This window comes from Wolbachia endosymbiont (group E) of Neria commutata (assembly GCF_964026735.1).
In the GTDB taxonomy this organism is placed as follows: domain Bacteria; phylum Pseudomonadota; class Alphaproteobacteria; order Rickettsiales; family Anaplasmataceae; genus Wolbachia.
Window position 1 is genome coordinate 23,301 of the sequence record NZ_OZ034692.1, and the last position, 18,607, is coordinate 41,907.

Genomic DNA, 18,607 nt, shown 5'->3' on the forward strand with positions numbered 1-18,607 from the left:
GATTGTAAAAGGCAAAAATTTGCTTTTTCTTTTTTGTCAACCCAGTGTAGGGGAACAAGATAATAAAAGGAGGGCTACTTGAATTCTACATTCGCTTTATCACATTACCAGATAATGCTACATCACATAGTGAAGATGATGGCTTTTGCTCATTCACTACTTTGACTAAAGCTGAACGTGCAAGGTTGTTAATCAATTGCCTCATAGATAGCTCGACCAAAGTATTAATTTTAGGATTACAATTATCATTTAAAATTTGTTGAGCAGCTATATGCAAAGTCGATTTAATAACAATTTTAGCTAAATATGAAGTATAATGATCTATGTGCTCACTATACTCTTGGACCAACTTGAGTTGTATATCAAGGTGTGCCATAGAGACACAAAGAATGTTCTGAAAAGAGCAAACTAAGTGCAAAAGCTACGCAATAGATGAGGGTGGGCCCCTCGAAGCCGGTTTACAAGAGCAGGCTTCAAACAACCATAAGCTGCTTTGGTAAAGAGCCAAGGTAGTGAGCATTATGGAAAAGGCGTAATTATGCGTCATGTATGGAATAGAAAGATGAACGAAAGTGAACCACTGATGAAGTGTCGAAAACAATTAGGTGGCGTCAAAACCAGGGGGTCTTGATTAACCTGGGATAAGTCTATCAGGAACTTGTTTACTGGGTAGATGGCGTCCGGCATAGAGGTGGCATGAATCTATTTCAGGCTATTGTGTGGAACTACGGGAACCTGTCGTTTCGATGATAAGGGAGAAATCCAAGGAGCTAAACTCCAAGGGTGAGAGTACCGATACGGAAAACAGGGGCGGATCAGCTCGTAGTAGTGAAGAAGTTTCTGTAATGGGAATGGAGCGAAGGGGCTGAGTTATTCAGTTTTAGTTATTTGTCAACCGAAAGGGAGGAGTAAATGAATAAAACAAAGTCTTTTGATATACCGAAGCAACTTATTAGGAGAGCTTATAAACAAGTGTCCAAAAACAAGGGTGCTGCTGGTGTAGATGAGGTTTCGATAACAAAGTTTGAGGAAGATCTAAAAGATAATCTCTATAAACTATGGAATCGGATGTCATCTGGAAGTTATTTTCCAGAGCCTGTAAAAGCTGTAGCAATACCAAAAGGTACGGGAGGGGGACAAAGAATTTTATGTGTTCCTTCAGTATCGGACAGGATAGCGCAGACAGCAGCTACAATGTATCTAGAACCGTTAGTAGAACCGAAGTTTCATGAAGATTCATATGGTTATAGACCAAACAAATCTGCACTGGATGCGGTAGGAACTGCGAGGAAAAGATGCTGGTGGTACGATTGGACGATAGATCTTGATATAGCAGGATTTTTCGACAATTTGGACCACGAGTTGGCATTGCAAGCTATCAAAAGGCACACAGACTGCAAATGGGTCATACTGTATGTTGAAAGATGGATAAAAGCTCCAATTCAGCAAGCAGATGGCGGTAAGGTAGTTAGGGAAAAAGGAGTTCCGCAAGGAGGTTCAACAAGCCCGCTGATCTCAAACATATTTATGCATCATGTATTTGATGAGTGGATGAGACGAAAGTGCCCAACAATAGCATTTGAGAGGTATGTAGATGATGCGATAGTGCACTGCAAGAGTAGTAGGCAGGCAGAATTTATGAGGGTAGCAATAGAAGAAAGATTGGCTGAGTATAAGCTAAAATTACATCCTGAAAAGACACAAATTGTGTACTGCAAGGATGACAATAGGAAAAGTGAATTTCCTAAACAAAGTTTTGATTTTCTGGGTTATACATTTAGACCCAGGTTAGCAAGAAATAAAATAGGAAAGCATTTTGTTTCATTTCTTCCTGCGATTAGCAACAAGGCCAAGAAAAATATTACTACAACCATAAGGTCATGGAAAATACTACGAAATACACACAAAACATCAGAGGAAATATCAAAGATAGTAAATCCAATAGTCAGAGGCTGGTATCAGTACTATGGCAGGTTTTACAGGAAAGAGATATACAAACCTCTGAGAAACATAGAGCGGCACCTAGAAAAGTGGGTCAGAAGAAAGTATAAGAAGCTTCGAAATCATGGAAGACTAGCAAGGCAACTTCTAGGAAAAATGAGGAAAGAAGAGCCAAATACTTTTTACCACTGGACACTTGGTTTAGGGCAAAAGACTGAATAATGGGAGCTGTGTGAGTCGCGAGGTTCATGCACAGTTCTGCGAGAGACTGGTGGGGAAGTTCCACCGGTCTACTCTCCCAATCTCTTGAGTATTAAAATCTTTATCCTTAGCTTGATCTGCCAATTGGGTAATGAGAGGCTTAAATAGATTTATATTGTTATTAGTTACCCACTTTGATAAAGCATTGTAGATCATAGCAATCTCTTGAGTATTAAAATCTTTATCCTTAGCTTGACCTGCCAATTGGGTAATGAGAGTCTTAAATTCACCTACATTATCATTATTCACCCACTTTGATAAAGCATTGTAAATGTTTGCAATATGTTGAGTATTAAAATCTTTATCCTTAGCCTGATCTGCTAATTGAGTAATGAGAGTCTTAAATTCACCTACATTATCATTATTCACCCACTTTGATAAAGCATTGTAGATATTTGCAATTGCTTGAGCATTAAAATCTTTATCCTTAGCTTGAGTTGCTAATTGAGTAATGAGAGGCTTAAATTCACCTACATTATCATTATTCACCCACTTTGATAAAGCATTGTAAATATTGGCAATCTCTTGAGCATTAAAATCTTTACCTTTTGCTCGATTTGCCAAGCCAGTAATTAACAACTTAAATGTCGCTGAAGATGGTCCTTTTAACACATATGCAGACAGCTTTGATAAGCTGTTATACGTACCAGAAATTTCCACCAGTTGAAGCTCTATTGCATTATTGCTTAATAACTTTATCCATAACTTCGCTAATTCGGTAGCAAAATCTTGTAAACTCGGTAAATTATTTGGATTAGACAATTTCTTATAAAACATCGAGAAAAATCCACAAGGATTTCCATAATGCACAAAATGATTCTCAAGATTTGTCTGGAAAGGATTGATCACTCTCTGAACGGGATCATACCCATACAATTGTTCAATGATTTTTTGCACATTGTCAGACTGTTTATCGAAAAGATCTTCTATGAATTTCTTTGACTTTTTTAATTCACTCCCTATTACGTTTTGGTTGTCATATCTTGGTTTTTTTGCCACACCTACTTCTTCGTTCTGTCCATCACCCTTTCGTTTTATTGGCAGTTGTCGATTAAGTGGAGTACCATAAACCACACTCTTTGACACTTCTTGATCTCTTGTCACATCCTGTGAAATACTGCTGAGAAGAGGTACAAAGTGTTCATTATATTTTACTATAGTAATGCGCTTTTCACCAATTCCATATTCATTTCTAATAGGTTCATCAAGCCCATTACTTCTTGATTCTATTACCTCTAGCTTAATACCATACTTATAACATATCATCTTTCCTTCAAGCTCTGGTTTTCCCCATATAGGAGCATGTCTTTCAGTATTACCAATTTCTTCCGCAGTATATTGAATATCATTTATATACTTTTGATAGGTTGCCTGTTCATTTATCACACATTCATCGTATTGAATATCAGCAATGCTCCTGTCAACAGTCATTGCTTTACCTGAGGTATCTTTCTGAGAAACGAAATAATCATCAAGAACAGCATTTTTTCTGTCTATCAATTTAGCGAAGAATTTGGCATGTCCTCTATTTTGAAATGCATAATCTGCACAATTTTTTCGCAAGGATTTTACGGTAAATATGCCTTCATAATTCACACTACCTTCATTTTTGAGCTCATTTAATCTTTGTGCTATTGAATCAAAAAGATTATCCCCTTTTGCAACTGAAGCTCCTACTTTTAACTCACTAGGGTAAAGATTCCTTAGTTTGTTTAGTAGCTCTTGAAGATTTCCTTTTTTTAAAGGATCTGCTTCTTTTCCTATTTCTTGAAAAATAGAAATAGGTTCTCTAATTGCATAAAAGTCAATAATAATTTTTTATATCACTAAAAATATTTTCTAGTGCGAAATTCAGCTCTAATAAAATTTTTACTTACTATTGTACTATTTTATTCAACTAAAAATCGTTTTATTAGCAAATAAAATACCAGTACTACATTTTTAATTAATCTTTTTTAAATAGATGTGGTTAATAAATATGTGCATAAGTACGCCTACACACATTAAAAGTACTTATGCACATATTCATTAACTTGTTAAATCTAAAGCTTCATATTTTCCTCCACAACTCTTGATAATTTTACATAAGTTGAAAGTAGCATGCTTTCCATGGTTCTCTCCGCGATCTGATATGGCTAAAACTTTAATTTGCCAAGCCGCATTATACTTGTTAGGGCGGAAGTGGACGGCAATATGTTTACAACGAAGTCTATGCTTCAACCGGAATTCTTGCTTATCCCTTCCATCGGCATTGCTATCTTTACTTTACATGAAATTATCTATTTTTCTTGCATTTACTGATAACAAAATTCTGTTTTGTTAACCAACATCCTATGCATAATTACAGATAGTTTTCTTGCTACAGCAATAATTGCTTTCTTCATACCCTTCTTTTTTGCAAGCTTTAATCCCCAGCTCTTCAATTTAAATGTCTTTTTACATCTTGTCAGTAAGGTTTGCGCAGCTTCGTACAACATATTCCTACATTCCACTGGCCCCATTTTTGATATACTTCCATGACAATTAATCTCCCCAGAAGCGTACTGCCTTGGGCTTAATCCCATATAGGCTCCAACTGCATAAGATGTTTCAAACCTATACGGATCATCTATTGCAACTTTATATGTCATTGCTACTATAATACCAACTCCTGGTACAGTAGTTAATAATTTACAATCTTCGTCTTTTTTGCCTTGCTCTGAAAGTATTTTATCAAGCTTTCCTATTGATTCTTCTATTGTTTCTAGACTATGTACTAATGATTCAATTGAGTTTTTGCTAATTTCATCTAGGTTGTTAGTCATTTCTTGTACTTTTAAAGAGAAACTCGCAAAACTAGAACTTTGACCAATTTTTATCCCATGTATTTTCAATAATCCTCTCATTGTTCCTACAATTTGCTCTCTGCTACATATTAATTGTCTTCTGCTTCCAACTGCTATCTTGATTTGGCAAGATTCATCTGATTTTACCCATACTTCTCTGTATAACCCAACTCTCATCATTTGTGCTATGCCTCTTGCATCATTTTTATCATTCTTATTGATTCTTGCAGATAACGCTGCTGCCATATGTCTTGCATCTACACAAATTACTGGTAACCCAAAATCCCTTAATTCTTTACACATCGATATTGATAATTGTCCACTTTCTATTCCTATGGATTCATATTCTTTGCTTTGACTAAGCAGAAATTTAGCTATTGTGCTGCTTTCACTTGAAACAACTTCTTCTTTAACAATTTTTCCTTTCTCATCAATGATGCTAATAAAAGTTTCTTTGAGTGAGACATCTAATCCGCTATAATATTTCATGAGACTACTCCTACTGTAAAAGTTTAAATTATTTTTGAAGAACTAATTCATTGAATTTGTTACTTCGTGCTAAAATAATGGAGTATGTATCTCCATCATTCAATAGCAATTACAGTATGTTTACAGATACAGATGTTATTTTTTTATTAACTTTATCGCGCAAAAATTGCTATATATATTTATAATACCATCAACACGATAACAAAAAAAACAACAAATTAATATATTATATAAGTTATCTAAAACTCTAATAATTGCTTCTGTACCTCTTGCCTTTCCTTTTCCCGCTTTAATACTGGCCATAAAACTTTTTCAATTGCTCACTCCATAAAATTGGTATTTTTTCCTTTTTAAAATCCGCCAACTTCAAATGCCTTGGTTGTTTTCCATTTAATATGTCCCTCTTTATTCCTGGAGCAAGAAGATTAAGCTTCAAGATTTTATGTGGGTCCTGCTTCTTTTCTTTCCTAAGTTCCCTTATGTTCGCATATTTTCCCCTATTGAGCTGTCGTTGCCATAGATGGGCATTTGCTAGCGCTTTTAGTAAAGTATTATCTTTCTTTGTGTACTGCTCATTTTCTGGCTCTAGTATTGTACATTTACCTGCTTCTCTTCTTAGCTTACATGGCACAAACAGCGATATTTCTCCATTTACTTCCTCAAATTGTCTACAGTCTCCCTGTTTCGTCTTAGTTTCCATATCAGTTGGGTACTCCTCTCTCACCTCTTCTAACTCCTTTACTCCAATAAGTAACTCTATTCCACCTTCTCTCACCCATACCATCCTGACTAACTTTCTGATTATTTCCTTTTGCTTCAGTGGAAACAAGTTTTCCCATATTTCTTCTAATACCCCTGAACCTCTAATAGAGTTAACATACCTCGTTTCTCTATCACAATCCTTTCCACTTCTCCTGCTGATATCCTTCTCTTCATTGATGGACAGAGCTTTCTTTCTACCTGATTATCACATACGTAATACCTATAGAGCTTATTCGGTTTCTTGGTGTATGTTGGAATCATACTCGCATTACACAACTGACAACGTATTATTCCCTTTAGTATTCCTTCCTCATATTTTTCTTTGTAATTCGGACGTTTCTCTATTAAAGTTTGTGCTTTATTCCACACATCTTCTTCTATTATTGCTTTGTGTATTCCCAGGCAACACTTATCTTTATGCTTTACCTTTCCTATGTATGTTAAATTTGTTATTATTGCCCGTACTGCTGCTGTTCCAAACAATCCACTTCCTTGTCTTCCTGACTTACATAGACGTATTTTTGTTCTATATCCCTGGCTGTTTAATTCTTTAGTCAGTAGAGTCATTGATTTCAACTCAATAAATCTTTTAAAAATATGCTTTACTACTTCTGCTTCTTCTTCGTTGATTACCAGCTTCTTATCTTTTGCATCATACCCCAGTGGTACACTTCCTCCCATCCACGTTGTTTGGACAGTGCTATTTTATCTAGTACTCGTTCAACTATCATTTCCCTTTCAAGTTGAGCTTGACCTGCAAGAATCGTTCGCATAAATCTTCCCATCGATGTATCCAGGTCAAATGGCTGAGTTACTGCTATCAACCTAATTCCATGTTTCCCTAACAATTTGCCAATATTTTCTCCATCATCTGTATCTCGTGATAACCGATCAAGCTTGTATACTACCACACAGTCTACTTCTCCTTTCTTGATGTCACAAAGCAATTCACTAATTGCTGATCTTTTTAGATTTTCTCCTGACTTACCATCATCATCGTACTTCTTTGCTAATATTATAAATCCTTGTTGCTTTTTGATATATTCTTCACATACCATCCTTTGCGCCTCTAAACTGTTCAAGATTTGTTCAGGGTCACTTTTTTTAGATTTTCTGGTATATATTGCACATCTTACTTCTTTATTCATTGTTTTTTCCTAGTTTTTTCTCTCAACCCAAATAAGCGCGGCCCATTATAGCTCATTCCTGTTATTTTCCCTGCTATTGCTGACAGTGATGTAAAAAATTGGCCTTCATATATAAACCCCATATCTGTTACTAGGACTTCATGATTTTTTCCATTGTACTCTTTGATAAGCTTTGTTCCTGGCAGAAGTTCATCACCACTTACCTTTTTACCTTGTTCTGCTCGATCAGCTAGAGAGTTGAGCTTCCTTTCTTCCTCCTTAGATAATTTTCCATATTCTATCTCCTGCATCCTGTATGCTATTTTATCTATCAAATATTTCTTATAATATGGCGGTGCTTCAGATGGAAAATACTTCTTCCATACCTTACGCAACTCTTGTGCTGTTTTTCCAAACAAAGATGAAATCTCTTGTTCTACAGATTGTTTTCTGAAACATAAACTCATATGAATTTACTTTCCCTCCTTTTTTAAAATTTATACTGTTTGCTCTTTAGCTCTACTAATTCGGTGCTATCTTTATATGCTAACTCGTTGCTATCTTCATATTCTATCAACTCCTCCACTATATTTTTAACACCGGCCATATAAGCTACATCTATTGGTCTATACCCCTTATGGTCTCTGACATTCAGATCACCTCCTGCTTCTAATATTGCTCTAATATTTTCCAGTTTATTCATAATTACAGCTTGATGAAGCGGTGTCCTTCCTATATAACTTTTAGCATTAACATTTGCTCCAGCATTGATTAGTGCTCTTACTTTACCTGTACAGCTCATCATGCTTGCTAAGTGTAGTGGTGTATATCCTTCATAATCAGTGGCATTAACATTGCTACCCGCCTCTATCATTGCATTCACACTTTCTACTTTCCCACTGAATGCAGCAGAATGTAATGGTGTTTCCCCTTCATTATTCTTCGCGTTAACATCTGCTCCTTTTTCTATTAGTAGTTTTACTCTTTCATAATTAGAAAATCTTGCTGCTAAATGTAGTACAGTTTCGCCATTCTCATCTTTTTCATTAATCCCATAAAATGAGTTTGCTAATAATTCTTGAAGTTTTTTGTCTAATTTACTCATGATTACCCTCACAAAATTGCCTCTTTCAACAGCAGCTTTTTTTCTTTTATTTACTGCTATTATTCTAGCATATTCTATTAAAAAGCGAAAAGCAAGTTATTTTCACAATTAGGGAGTGCGCGCTAATACTTTTTTAATATATATTAGGATATTGTTATATATTATTAACATATTGAATAAATGATATTTTAGCTGAAAAAACCTTTGACTATGGAAGACAAATATCCTATTTCTAGAAATTTGGTGGATCTTATGAGTAAAATTTGTGGTAAAACTTACATTGTTGATGAAGTTGCAAAAAAATTATCTATCAAGAAAGCTACTGTAGATGAAATATACGATGCTATCCTTGATGTTGCGAAATGCGCTTTATCTGACGGATATAGGCTTAATCTGCAAAAAATTGGCACTTTACATACTGTAGATCGCAAAGAAAGAAAATCACGTAATCCACAGACCGGTGAGCTTATGACTATACCACAACATAAAGGAATCAAATTCAGCATAAGTGAAGCACTGAAAGAATCTATCAACGAAACATAACTATTGATTGTGTGTTTTTCCAAGGCCGATTCAAATGCTTATGTTCGTGCCACGTAACAACTCCTGGATAAAATACTAAAATATGGCTTTCTAGTTCGTGAATTGGATCATCCTGTTTTGGATCTGAGCTATTTTTGCAATTCACATGGTATTCGGTTAGATTAAATTCTATAGCTTTTTGATCAGTAGACCCCCTGCGAAACAACGTGAAGCAAGTTGCTGATAAAATCAGGTAGAAATCCCCAGCCCAAAAATTATTAAAAACTATGCCGCAAGTTCACAATACCCGCAATAATATTAAATCTCATGTTGTATTTCTTCTGAAAATTTCTGTAAATATTTGACATAATCTTAAAAACATTGATCTCGCGAATCTTATTTTCCACACGCATCCTGAACGATGGCAGCTTCCGATTATGCTCCTTTTGCTCCTCCGTTAGTGGCTTTTTACGGTGTTTTTTGTACGGAATCACAACGTTTTTCTGCAGTTTTTGCCAACCTTGATAGCCAGAATCAGCATATTTTATGCTATCTTTGGGCAACAATTTTTCCTGTTTTCTTATGCGAAAATCATGCATTCGGCCTCGATGTGACTTTGAAACCGACAAAATTTGTCCACTTTCCTCAATCACAATTTCGGTTTTCATCGTGGTTGTTTTCTTTTTTCCTGAGTAACTTTTCTTACGTTTTTTGCTGTCTTTCAGCCGCTGTATCGGTTGCTCTGTGACGTCTGCTAAAATTTTTAAAATCCTTTCTGGCGTCAGCGTTCTATCCTTTTTTATAGTAATTTTTTTGGCCAATAATGGCTACATTTTCTTAAAAAGTCGGCAAATATTTGAGTTGTGCAAATTAAACAAAAACCCTAAAAATGGATGCGTTATGTACGTTCTGTAATAAATTAGAACACATAAAATCCTGTCTTCTAGCTCCTCAACATGCGATTTTCTTCCGTGACATTTCTTTTTCGCCTCCATTTTTTCCCACTCTGGACGCACTTTTGCCACAATTTTTTCAAATTCAGATGTTGTGAGCCCTGTCAATTGTCTAAAAACATATGGTGTTCTTGCTATTTTCACGTAACTTATTGCCATTTTACTCTTCTAAAATTTTCATTTTATACGCTTTTTAATGTTTTTCATCTGTTTTTTGCTTGTTTTGCAGGGGGTCTAGTAAAATTCTTTGCTTCATAATGATAAGTTATCCTGAACCGCTCTAAAATTGGCGTGTATTTAAAGTTCCACAGTTGTTCTGAAAGCTTACTACTGCCTAAAGTAAATTTATCTCCTATCTCCTCATTATAGCAAACAGGAAAGCAGCTATTTATCTCTCCTAACTTCCAACTATCAGATAACACTATTTGTGCTTTAGCAAACTTAATTTCTGGCAACAAACTTTGTGGTTCAGGATAAAGTGCTTTAAAGTTATACCACAGGTGGTCTCGCTCATATATGCTATTATAGTTCTTTGTATGTGGCTCTGTTTCCCCAAGGATTGCAACGTCCAGCCTATATAAATCATTACTTAATACTTGCTCATAATGAAAACGAAATGTACTAAACTTAAAACTTGGACTGGAAGCTTTCAGCTCAAATGAATTTTTCCGGCCAAATGAAAGCACTGGTCCTCCTTTTTCAACCTTTACACCAGAATAATCAGACAACAAGCTTCCAAAATGACTCTCATTCAATATAAACCTTTGCACGTTATAATGGTCATTAAAAATCCTCATTAACCTGGATCTTGCAGGTAGTGAAAGTTTTGCCAGTTCTACAACCGCATCTACAAAAAAATTATTTGGAACATCTTTTATTCCAACTTGCAATTCAAAAAAGTGTTTTCCTGGAGGTTCTTCAATAATTGTAATGTCTTCTATACTTGCCCATTTTAGCGCTATTTTTAGCGATGCTGGCGTTCCCCTTAATCTTTGAAATTTTACTCCTTCTTTTATAGCTTTCTTCTTATCCTTTACCCACGATAACATTTCTCCGAGTCCATACTCTTCAATCAGCCAGGGTAATATTTTTTCCCCTAAGCTAAATTTAAATCCTTTTATGCAATTGGGATCAACTATATAATTTATTGCTTCAACTAATGCTCTTTCTTGTTTTGTAGAATTTGGTGGCAGTAGCATTAGTTTCTACCCATTAATTCGACTTCTAGATTGCCTAAACAAACACATTCATTTCCCTTTACAACAATGTTCTCTTTTGGCTCAATCAACTCAATATTGCTTACTCCTTCAACAAAAAGGTTAGCAATTATCCAAGACTTTGTTACGTTCCAACCTAAACCTTTTACTGATTCAAACTTTTCAATAAATTGTTTTTTCGCTGTTTCAACAATGTCCTGTGATGTCATAGCGCCGATACTAATTTTGGCATAAATATCTATAGGAATAATATTGCAGCTCACAACTGTTACTGTATCGGTTAGAACACGAATATCATCCCTATTAACTTGTTTTCTTACAGTATCTAGCAGATCTTCCGAAGGTATCCCACCTGTTGATAACTCTGTGGATAATACTGAAATTTGTACACTTCCAGGTATTAGTGATTCAACCAGTGCATCTTTAACTCTGGTATCAGCAGATAGTGCATGAAAGCGATAATGTTCTCTACTTCCACCTGTACTCCATCCTACTATTCTTGCTTTGATTCTCTTTCTAAAAGCTTCATCACCTTCTTCCTTATTTCTCTCAACTCCGTAAAACTCAGCTAAGTGGTCAAGGTCGTTTTCAGTTGCAAATTTTAGTAGATTTGCTTTTGCTGCTTCATTTATCCTTTGCCTTAATAATAATTCTCGCCAAGCTGCTACTTCCATTACCTTTACCGCTGGATCACTCTCTATAAGCGCTGAAAACGTTGGGTCTCTACGTATTAATTCCTCCTTCATACATGAAAAGATTTCCTCGCAACTGAACTGTCGAGAAAAACTCGGTTGTTGCGTCTTCATATAATAATCTCTTTAAGCAAAATATTTTCGTTGTTTGGTAAGTAGATTCCTTCAAGATCGAGCGTTACTTTTCCTTCTTTGACTTCTGTTATTTTCACTTTTTCTAATTTAAATCTTTTTTCCCACTTTTCTAATGCTGCTGCGGTTGCTGCATAAATTTCAAGTGTAAATTCTCTATTTATTGGCTGATCAACTAACTCAAACAATCTCGACCCATAGCTTCTTCGCATTACTCTACTACCAATTGGTGTGGTTAATATATCAATAATTGATTGTTTAAGATGGTCTATTCCTTCCAATTCTTTTCCCGTTTTGCTGTTCATTCCTCGCATAAGTTAGACCTCTTAATTGTCGCAACATGTCGCAAGAGTTTCACGTCCTTACCCAGAAAAGACATTCCAGCTACCAGTTGTCATTCTAAAACCACATGAGGCTAAGTCTCCACTTCTTCCAACACCAAACCCATTGGCAAATACTGTGCTTGATCCTTCTGTTAATATTTTGCCCTCCGTAAAATTACCTCCTTGGCGACAAACGGACTTACCATTTACAAAAACATTTAAGCTCCCACTGACACAAAAGTGGGGTAAAGGCTCTGCACAGTAGTCTCCTAAGCATACAACTGATTTAGCCACTTTGCCCTCAATTTAAGTCTATTCTATTTGCTTTAAGCTTTATTCCATCTTTAGTCATTTCTATTTCTGATTTTCCCACTTTTAGAGTGATTTTATCTGCTACAGTGATCTCTAAATGATGATTTTCTTTGTTGTATGATACTTTGCTTCCATCTTGAAACTCAAAAGTATGAGCAGTTTCTCGGCATTCCGGAGGAGGGTATTTTTGCTGATAAATTGCGGGTAATACAATCCCAAGCGACAATTCACCCAGTGGCGATAATACAACTACTTGTTCTTCTATGCTTAGGGGGGAACAGGTTTTATCTTCTCCTGCTCTAGTTGTTATCCATGGAAGAAAATCTGTTAGAAATTCTCCTATCTTCACTCTTACCTTTGCCTTTTCATAATCTATTTCTTTGACTAGCCCAATACGGACAATATTAGCTAATTTTCTCTGTAACTCTGCAATAGCAAAATTATTCTCCAACACTAATTTCACCTATCTCTATAATATGTGGCCTAATATCACCTTCTGCCCAAACTGACTCACCAACATGTATTTCATGGATCCAATCTACCAGCCAAACAAGATAAGCATCCAGCTCAGGCCTAAATCCATCAATTTCCGCCAATATAAATTCTGCTGGTGAAATATTTTCTACGTTCCAGGTATTTTTATTTACCACTCTTGCAACTTCGCTAGCCAATAATTGTAAGTTAAAAATATGATATAAAAGAAACAAGAGAGAGGATAACCCTACTAACTATAGGAATAGGGCTATCACGGGCGTGTGCGACCGACCAATAATTGGTATTACAGCCGTTCAGATCAAGGTACACTAGCCCTATCTCTCGATACGTTTGAATAGTTGCATGGGACATATGTATGTACCCGTTTACAATCTTAAATTAATTAAACTATCGAGGTTATTATGATTACATCTTATCAAAATTTTATTGGAATTGATATAGGAAAATTTAAAAATGTTGCTGCAGCTCACAACCAAAAGAACATTATCAAGTTTGATAATAATGCCGCTGGTTGGCAACAATTGTTTCAAGATTTTTCAAATATCTTACCTAATTCTTTAGTAACTCTGGAAAACACTGGAAAATATGAGCTTGGTTTAGCACATTTTCTTGTTGATAAGGATGTTGCTGTACATCGAGCTAATACTCGCAAAGTAAAAAGCTTTGTCATATCTCATGGAACTTTAGCAAAGTCTGATCAATCAGATGCAAGAGCTCTTGCTCAATATGGATGTGAACGCTATAGTACTCTATCTCTATTTGTGCCTATGTCAAAAGAACAAACAGCCTTAGTTGCACTTTGTCAACGCCGTGATGACATTACGCAAATGAGAGCTCAAGAGAAATGTAGGCTTGCAGCACCTGAAAACGACCATATAAAAGAAAGTTGCCAAAAAACAATCGACTTTTTTAACAGTCAGATAAATGAGCTCAACGATACCATGCAAAAAATTATTGATGAAAATCCAGAGTTACAAAAGCGCCAAAAAATCCTTAGAACGGTACCAGGAATAGGTATCAAGTTATCTCAAGATTTTGTATGCTTGATGCCAGAACTTGGCTACTTAAACAAAAAAGAAGTTGCAAGTCTTGCTGGAGTTGCCCCGCATCCAAAAGAAAGTGGTAAAACTATTGGTTACCGAAGGATAACAGGTGGTAGAAGCAATGTTCGTGCAAAGCTTTTTACGGCTGCAATGGCTGCCGCAAGATCCAAATCTGCGCTTGGTGCTTTTTACTCTGATCTTATTGGTAGAGGTAAAAAGAAGATGGTGGCTATAACAGCTCTAATGCGAAAAATCATAGTAATTGCCAATGCGAGGCTTAAAGAAGCAGTTAATGTGAATTAAAAAAATCTGCATAGAAAATAGGTTAACGAATATGTGTGTAAGTACGTCCCCACACATTTTAAGTACTTATGCACATATTCGTTAATCACAAGATCTAAGCAGTAACTGTTGTTTGATATAAAATTTTTCTATGATAAATTAGGGTTTTTATTGTCAAAAATACATTTTTCAATTGAATAAGAATACAAAATTATAAACAAAAGTTGTAATAAGACTAAATTCAAAAAATTTTAAAAAACATAGTTGATCTGACTCAATTGATAGTTGACACAGTCAAGTCCCGAGGCAAACATTACATTCAGTAGTGGTTTTACCCAAGTTATCTTTCCTAAGTTTCTTTGAGTTAACATATTTAATAGGGCTAGATACATGGCCGGTACCAATTGAAAGCAGTACTATATCATCATCAGGGAAATAGTTTCTTGCTGTTTGCGTATGCACATGCGGCTGGATTATTGGCAAAAACACCTCCGTCAACTAAGACTCTACTTATTTGATTAATTTTTAGAAGTTTAGGGGCAAAATATGTTGGTGCTGCTTCTACGAAGTGGTCTTGTATGTCTGCTCCTTTTTTACTTTTGAAATAGTTTAAATAACAGCTAGAGTAAAATATAGCACTTTAAACCTTTTTACAGTAAGGTTATATATGTAAAAATCTGCTGTAGGAATTGTTATGGATTATAGATTAAAAGCTTATTTTGTTGGAGTTGTCTGGTTTATACTCAGCTTACTTAGCAGCGTGGCTAATGATGCTATATCAAAATACCTAGGTTTATACCTACAAAGTTTTGAAGTAATTTTTTTCCGCTTTTTATTCAGCACTATTACTCTTATACCTTTTATGTTTTACTATGGAATAAAGACTTTTAAAACAAGTCAAGTATCTATTCAAATAACTAGAGGTATATTGCTGTTCTGTGCAATGACCTTGTGGACCTATGGGTTGAATATTTTGCCAATAGTTACTGCAACAATTATCAGTTTTTCTATACCATTATTTGTTATACTTCTTGCAACTCCTTTACTAAATGAGAATATAATTTGGCAAAGATGGATAGTAACTATTATTGGTTTTGCCAGTATTGTTATTACTACAAAAGCTTATAGTAAAGATTGCGACCCTAAAATTCTTATTTTTATTGTATCTGCATTCATCTTTGCTATATTAGACATACTTAATAAGAAACTTGTGATCAAGGAATCAGTAATAAGTATGTTATTCTATTCAGCTCTAACAACAACTATTTTTTCCACTATACCTTTGCTATTTTATTGGCATATGCCTTCTTTGTTAGAATTAGTTCTGCTATTTATTTTAGGGGTTAATTCAAATCTAATTCTGTTTTTCATATTAAAGGCTTTTACCTTTGTTGATGCGACTGCTCTTGCACCATATAGGTACGTAGAGTTAATAATTTCTGCAATAGTAGCATATGTTATATTTAATGAACTACCTGATAGAAGTGCTTTTTATGGTATTGTAATATTAATACTATCAACTTTATTTATAGCTTATTCAGAAAGCAAAACAATCAAAGGTATTAAGTAAAACTTTATAGAGGTATTTATAAGATGTATGTAACCATTATAGGAGTAGGATATGTAGGTTTAGTATCTGGTATTATGTTATCAGAACATGGTCATAATGTTGATTGTATTGACATGGATACTAAAAAGATTGGTTTGTTAAGATCAGGAGAAATTCCTATATATGAGCCTGGATTAGTAGATTACTTAGAGAATAATATAAAGTTACAAAGGATCAGATTTTTCGATTCGTATTCTCAAATAAATCCTAATACAGAGGTGGTATTTATAACTGTAGGCACTCCATCAGACTCTCTAGGAAATTCAGATCTAAAGAGTGTATATAACTCAGTAAGTGAAGTTTCTAAGAAAATCAATCAAGATTGCTTAATAGTTATAAAGTCAACGGTTCCTCCTGGTACTACAGAAAATATATATAATTATTTACTTAACGATGGCTATAACTGTGATGTTGGAGTTAATCCAGAATTTCTTAAGCAAGGCTCTGCGGTATCAGATTTTTTACATCCAGATCGAATAATAATAGGAGTAAAAAACAAGCGAGCTAGAGTAAAGCTAGAAGCTATATATAGGTCATTCACAGATAGAAATATTCCGTTAATAGTCACTGATACAGTTACTGCTGAAATGATAAAGTATGCCTCTAATGCCTTTCTAGCTACAAAAATTGCTCTTATAAATGAGATAGCAGGTTTATGTGAAGCATTAGGAGCAGACATTGATCTTTTATCTAACGGTATAGGGATGGATCACAGGATAAGCAAAGAATTTTTAAAAGCTGGGCCAGGTTTTGGAGGATCTTGTTTTCCTAAAGACATATCAGCTTTAATAAGACTTGCGGAAAAGCGTAATGTAGGATTACAAATTTTACACTCTGTAAATGAATCCAATTATAATCATATCATTAACATTGCTAAAAAGATAAAGACTGTGCTAAATGGTGTACAAAATAAAAAAATAGCAATCTGGGGGTTAACATTTAAATCTGGTACTGATGATGTAAGGAACAGCCCAGCTATAGCTATTGCAAAACTATTAGTTAATGATAATGCTAAAGTTATTGCATATGATCCAGTTGGAGTGAATAATGCCAAGCAAGTTCTAGGGGACATAGAGTATACCAATAATGCTACAGAAGCTGCAAAAGATGCAGAAGCATTGTTGTTGTTAACAGAATGGGAAGAGTTTAAAAATCAAGATTTTGTAATTTTAAAAGATATTATGGCTACACCTAATATTTTTGACTTTCGTAACTTGTTAGATAATGAACTATTGCTAAGGTACGGTTACAATGTTTACTCTATAGGCAAAAAGGCTAAGCTTATCTGCGAAGTCTAACATTAAGAGATGCTCTTTATATTAACTTTGTGTAGTTGTTTGGAATTTTTGCTTGATAATATGTAAAAGCAAACAGATGCAACAGCAGAACAAATAAAAAAGAATGTGAACATCATGTTGTGACCAAAATATTCCACCAGTAACCCTAAAACTACACATGAAAATATTGAACTTGCAATATATCCAAATAACCCTGTCAAGCTTACAATTGTACATACATTATTTTGTGGGGCAATATCCACAGCTATGACACCTGTTAGTACTTGTATTCCAAATATAAAAAATCCTGATAGAGCTGCCCAGAAACTCATAAGAACTACGTTTTGGCAAAAGTTCATTGCAATAAAAGTCAGTGCTATGCTTAACATGTAAAGTAATGCCAGCAAGCTTCTATTTTGAGAGAAATACATATCGCTAACTTTCCCAGTGATTAAAGTTCCAAGAATTCCACCTAAATCATATACACCTGTTATTAATGAGGATTGTAAAAGAGAAATTTGTAATCTATCTTTCAAAATTATAGGAAACCAAAAAAAGATTCCCATTTTAATAATATAAGTGCAAAAAGTAGCATAACATAAAAACCATATAGGATTTGGCACTCTTATGCAAATGTGGGGTTTCTGTATTTTATAAATAGCAAGATGATACTTTTTCTCGTGGTACGCTTTTAATGTTATATAAATTCCAAAAAGTAAACATAGAAGGCCAGAACATAAAAATGCACTTTCTGCACCATATATTTTAATTATGCTCGGTAACGCAATTAAAGTAAGGCAAGAGCCAAGTTGTTGAGATACACTCATAACTCCCCACAATGATGCAATTGAAGAGAGACTAGAATTTGTAACCATAAACTTAGTAATAGCTGGCCAGCCTACTCCTTGCGCACAAGCTAATAATATCAATGTTAACAGTAACAAGGTTAAGTTATGATATAATAAAACTATACCAATAGTTGATAATCCAGTTACAATATTGCATAGCCCAAACATAAATAACGGATGATTTTTAAAGTCCATTATTATCCCATTAACAAATTTTGAAACTCCATAAAAAAAAGAAAAGCATGCAAAAAAATAGCTTAATTTTACATGGTTTATGGATTCAGTATCTGTTAACAATGGTAGGGCAATTGGTATACTTTGTCTTGATAAATAAAGTAGCACATATCCACAAAAAAATAGCAGATACTGAAAGAATACACAGTTCACACCTA

The 18,607-nt window shown here is 34.7% G+C and carries 20 protein-coding genes and 3 pseudogenes; 5 read left to right on the forward strand and 18 right to left on the reverse strand.

Annotation, left to right across the window (positions count from 1 at the left end; all coding sequences use genetic code 11):
• Nucleotides 1–85: 85 nt before the first annotated feature.
• Nucleotides 86–376: a hypothetical protein gene (locus AAGD89_RS00110; protein WP_341808354.1), complete on the reverse strand. Its 291-nt coding sequence runs from the start codon at nt 374–376 to the stop codon at nt 86–88.
• Nucleotides 377–912: 536 nt separating this feature from the next.
• Between AAGD89_RS00110 and ltrA the strand changes: the two genes are divergently transcribed.
• Nucleotides 913–2,163 carry a group II intron reverse transcriptase/maturase gene (gene ltrA, locus AAGD89_RS00115; protein WP_341807935.1) on the forward strand — a complete coding sequence of 417 codons (1,251 nt, stop codon included), beginning with the start codon at nt 913–915 and terminating at the stop codon, nt 2,161–2,163.
• A gap of 24 nt (nt 2,164–2,187) precedes the next feature.
• Here ltrA and AAGD89_RS00120 read toward each other — a convergent pair whose 3' ends face one another.
• The 7 genes from AAGD89_RS00120 to AAGD89_RS00150 all read right to left on the reverse strand — a co-directional run bounded on the left by AAGD89_RS00120 (nt 2,188) and on the right by AAGD89_RS00150 (nt 8,510).
• Nucleotides 2,188–3,798, reverse strand: a complete 1,611-nt coding sequence (locus AAGD89_RS00120) for a hypothetical protein (protein WP_341808355.1) — start codon at nt 3,796–3,798, stop codon at nt 2,188–2,190.
• Nucleotides 3,799–4,496: 698 nt separating this feature from the next.
• On the reverse strand, nt 4,497–5,516 hold the full coding sequence (locus AAGD89_RS00125; RefSeq protein ID WP_341808235.1) for an IS110 family transposase: 1,020 nt from the start codon (nt 5,514–5,516) through the stop codon (nt 4,497–4,499).
• Nucleotides 5,517–5,805: 289 nt separating this feature from the next.
• Entirely contained in the window at nt 5,806–6,345 is a 540-nt protein-coding gene (locus AAGD89_RS00130; protein WP_341808356.1) for a hypothetical protein, read from the reverse strand.
• 17 nt (nt 6,346–6,362) lie between these two features.
• Nucleotides 6,363–6,959, reverse strand: coding sequence for a recombinase family protein (locus tag AAGD89_RS00135; RefSeq protein ID WP_341808357.1), 597 nt, complete (start codon nt 6,957–6,959; stop codon nt 6,363–6,365).
• The gene (locus AAGD89_RS00140; RefSeq protein ID WP_341808358.1) at nt 6,908–7,426 is read right to left on the reverse strand and encodes a recombinase family protein; all 519 of its coding nucleotides are present in this window, start codon (nt 7,424–7,426) and stop codon (nt 6,908–6,910) included. Before AAGD89_RS00140 ends, AAGD89_RS00135 begins: the two co-directional genes overlap by 52 nt.
• Complete coding sequence (locus AAGD89_RS00145; RefSeq protein WP_341808359.1) at nt 7,423–7,872, reverse strand: DUF2924 domain-containing protein; 450 nt, start codon at nt 7,870–7,872, stop codon at nt 7,423–7,425. Before AAGD89_RS00145 ends, AAGD89_RS00140 begins: the two co-directional genes overlap by 4 nt.
• Nucleotides 7,873–7,895: 23 nt before the next feature.
• Nucleotides 7,896–8,510 carry an ankyrin repeat domain-containing protein gene (locus tag AAGD89_RS00150; protein ID WP_341808360.1) on the reverse strand — a complete coding sequence of 205 codons (615 nt, stop codon included), beginning with the start codon at nt 8,508–8,510 and terminating at the stop codon, nt 7,896–7,898.
• A 252-nt stretch (nt 8,511–8,762) separates the two neighbouring features.
• Here AAGD89_RS00150 and AAGD89_RS00155 point away from each other — a divergent pair, with 252 nt between their 5' ends.
• Nucleotides 8,763–9,053, forward strand: a complete 291-nt coding sequence (locus tag AAGD89_RS00155) for an HU family DNA-binding protein (protein WP_341808361.1) — start codon at nt 8,763–8,765, stop codon at nt 9,051–9,053.
• Here the strand turns inward: AAGD89_RS00155 and AAGD89_RS00160 are convergent.
• The 8 genes and pseudogenes from AAGD89_RS00160 to AAGD89_RS00195 form a co-directional block, all read right to left on the reverse strand.
• Nucleotides 9,040–9,258, reverse strand: coding sequence for a hypothetical protein (locus AAGD89_RS00160; protein WP_341808362.1), 219 nt, complete (start codon nt 9,256–9,258; stop codon nt 9,040–9,042). The genes AAGD89_RS00155 and AAGD89_RS00160 overlap by 14 nt on opposite strands.
• 52 nt (nt 9,259–9,310) lie before the next feature.
• Nucleotides 9,311–10,144, reverse strand: a pseudogene (locus tag AAGD89_RS00165) (transposase family protein).
• Nucleotides 10,145–10,188: 44 nt separating this feature from the next.
• Nucleotides 10,189–11,184 carry a phage tail protein gene (locus tag AAGD89_RS00170; protein WP_341808363.1) on the reverse strand — a complete coding sequence of 332 codons (996 nt, stop codon included), beginning with the start codon at nt 11,182–11,184 and terminating at the stop codon, nt 10,189–10,191.
• Nucleotides 11,184–12,008: a baseplate J/gp47 family protein gene (locus AAGD89_RS00175; protein ID WP_410541855.1), complete on the reverse strand. Its 825-nt coding sequence runs from the start codon at nt 12,006–12,008 to the stop codon at nt 11,184–11,186. The genes AAGD89_RS00170 and AAGD89_RS00175 overlap by 1 nt, the downstream gene beginning before the upstream one ends.
• Nucleotides 12,005–12,340, reverse strand: a complete 336-nt coding sequence (locus tag AAGD89_RS00180; RefSeq protein WP_341808365.1) for a GPW/gp25 family protein — start codon at nt 12,338–12,340, stop codon at nt 12,005–12,007. The genes AAGD89_RS00175 and AAGD89_RS00180 overlap by 4 nt, the downstream gene beginning before the upstream one ends.
• Before the next feature lie 48 nt (nt 12,341–12,388).
• Nucleotides 12,389–12,643 (reverse strand): PAAR domain-containing protein, encoded by a 255-nt coding sequence (locus AAGD89_RS00185; RefSeq protein WP_341808366.1) that lies wholly within the window; start codon nt 12,641–12,643, stop codon nt 12,389–12,391.
• A 7-nt stretch (nt 12,644–12,650) separates the two neighbouring features.
• Nucleotides 12,651–13,115: a phage baseplate assembly protein V gene (locus AAGD89_RS00190; RefSeq protein WP_341808367.1), complete on the reverse strand. Its 465-nt coding sequence runs from the start codon at nt 13,113–13,115 to the stop codon at nt 12,651–12,653.
• Nucleotides 13,102–13,341 (reverse strand): annotated as a pseudogene (locus AAGD89_RS00195) (hypothetical protein); the annotation flags it as partial. The pseudogene AAGD89_RS00195 and the gene AAGD89_RS00190, both read right to left, overlap by 14 nt.
• Nucleotides 13,342–13,557: 216 nt before the next feature.
• Between AAGD89_RS00195 and AAGD89_RS00200 the strand changes: the two are divergent.
• Nucleotides 13,558–14,502, forward strand: a complete 945-nt coding sequence (locus AAGD89_RS00200; protein ID WP_341808247.1) for an IS110 family transposase — start codon at nt 13,558–13,560, stop codon at nt 14,500–14,502.
• A 245-nt stretch (nt 14,503–14,747) separates the two neighbouring features.
• On the opposite strand, the pseudogene AAGD89_RS00205 reads toward AAGD89_RS00200, so the two are convergent.
• Nucleotides 14,748–15,109 (reverse strand): annotated as a pseudogene (locus tag AAGD89_RS00205) (patatin); the annotation flags it as partial.
• Nucleotides 15,110–15,175: 66 nt separating this feature from the next.
• Between AAGD89_RS00205 and AAGD89_RS00210 the strand changes: the two are divergent.
• The gene (locus AAGD89_RS00210; protein WP_341808368.1) at nt 15,176–16,051 is read left to right on the forward strand and encodes a DMT family transporter; all 876 of its coding nucleotides are present in this window, start codon (nt 15,176–15,178) and stop codon (nt 16,049–16,051) included.
• Nucleotides 16,052–16,074: 23 nt separating this feature from the next.
• Nucleotides 16,075–17,388: a UDP-glucose/GDP-mannose dehydrogenase family protein gene (locus AAGD89_RS00215; protein WP_341808369.1), complete on the forward strand. Its 1,314-nt coding sequence runs from the start codon at nt 16,075–16,077 to the stop codon at nt 17,386–17,388.
• A gap of 2 nt (nt 17,389–17,390) precedes the next feature.
• On the opposite strand, the gene AAGD89_RS00220 is transcribed toward AAGD89_RS00215, so the two are convergent.
• Nucleotides 17,391–18,602 (reverse strand): MFS transporter, encoded by a 1,212-nt coding sequence (locus AAGD89_RS00220; RefSeq protein WP_341808370.1) that lies wholly within the window; start codon nt 18,600–18,602, stop codon nt 17,391–17,393.
• Nucleotides 18,603–18,607: the final 5 nt, after the last annotated feature.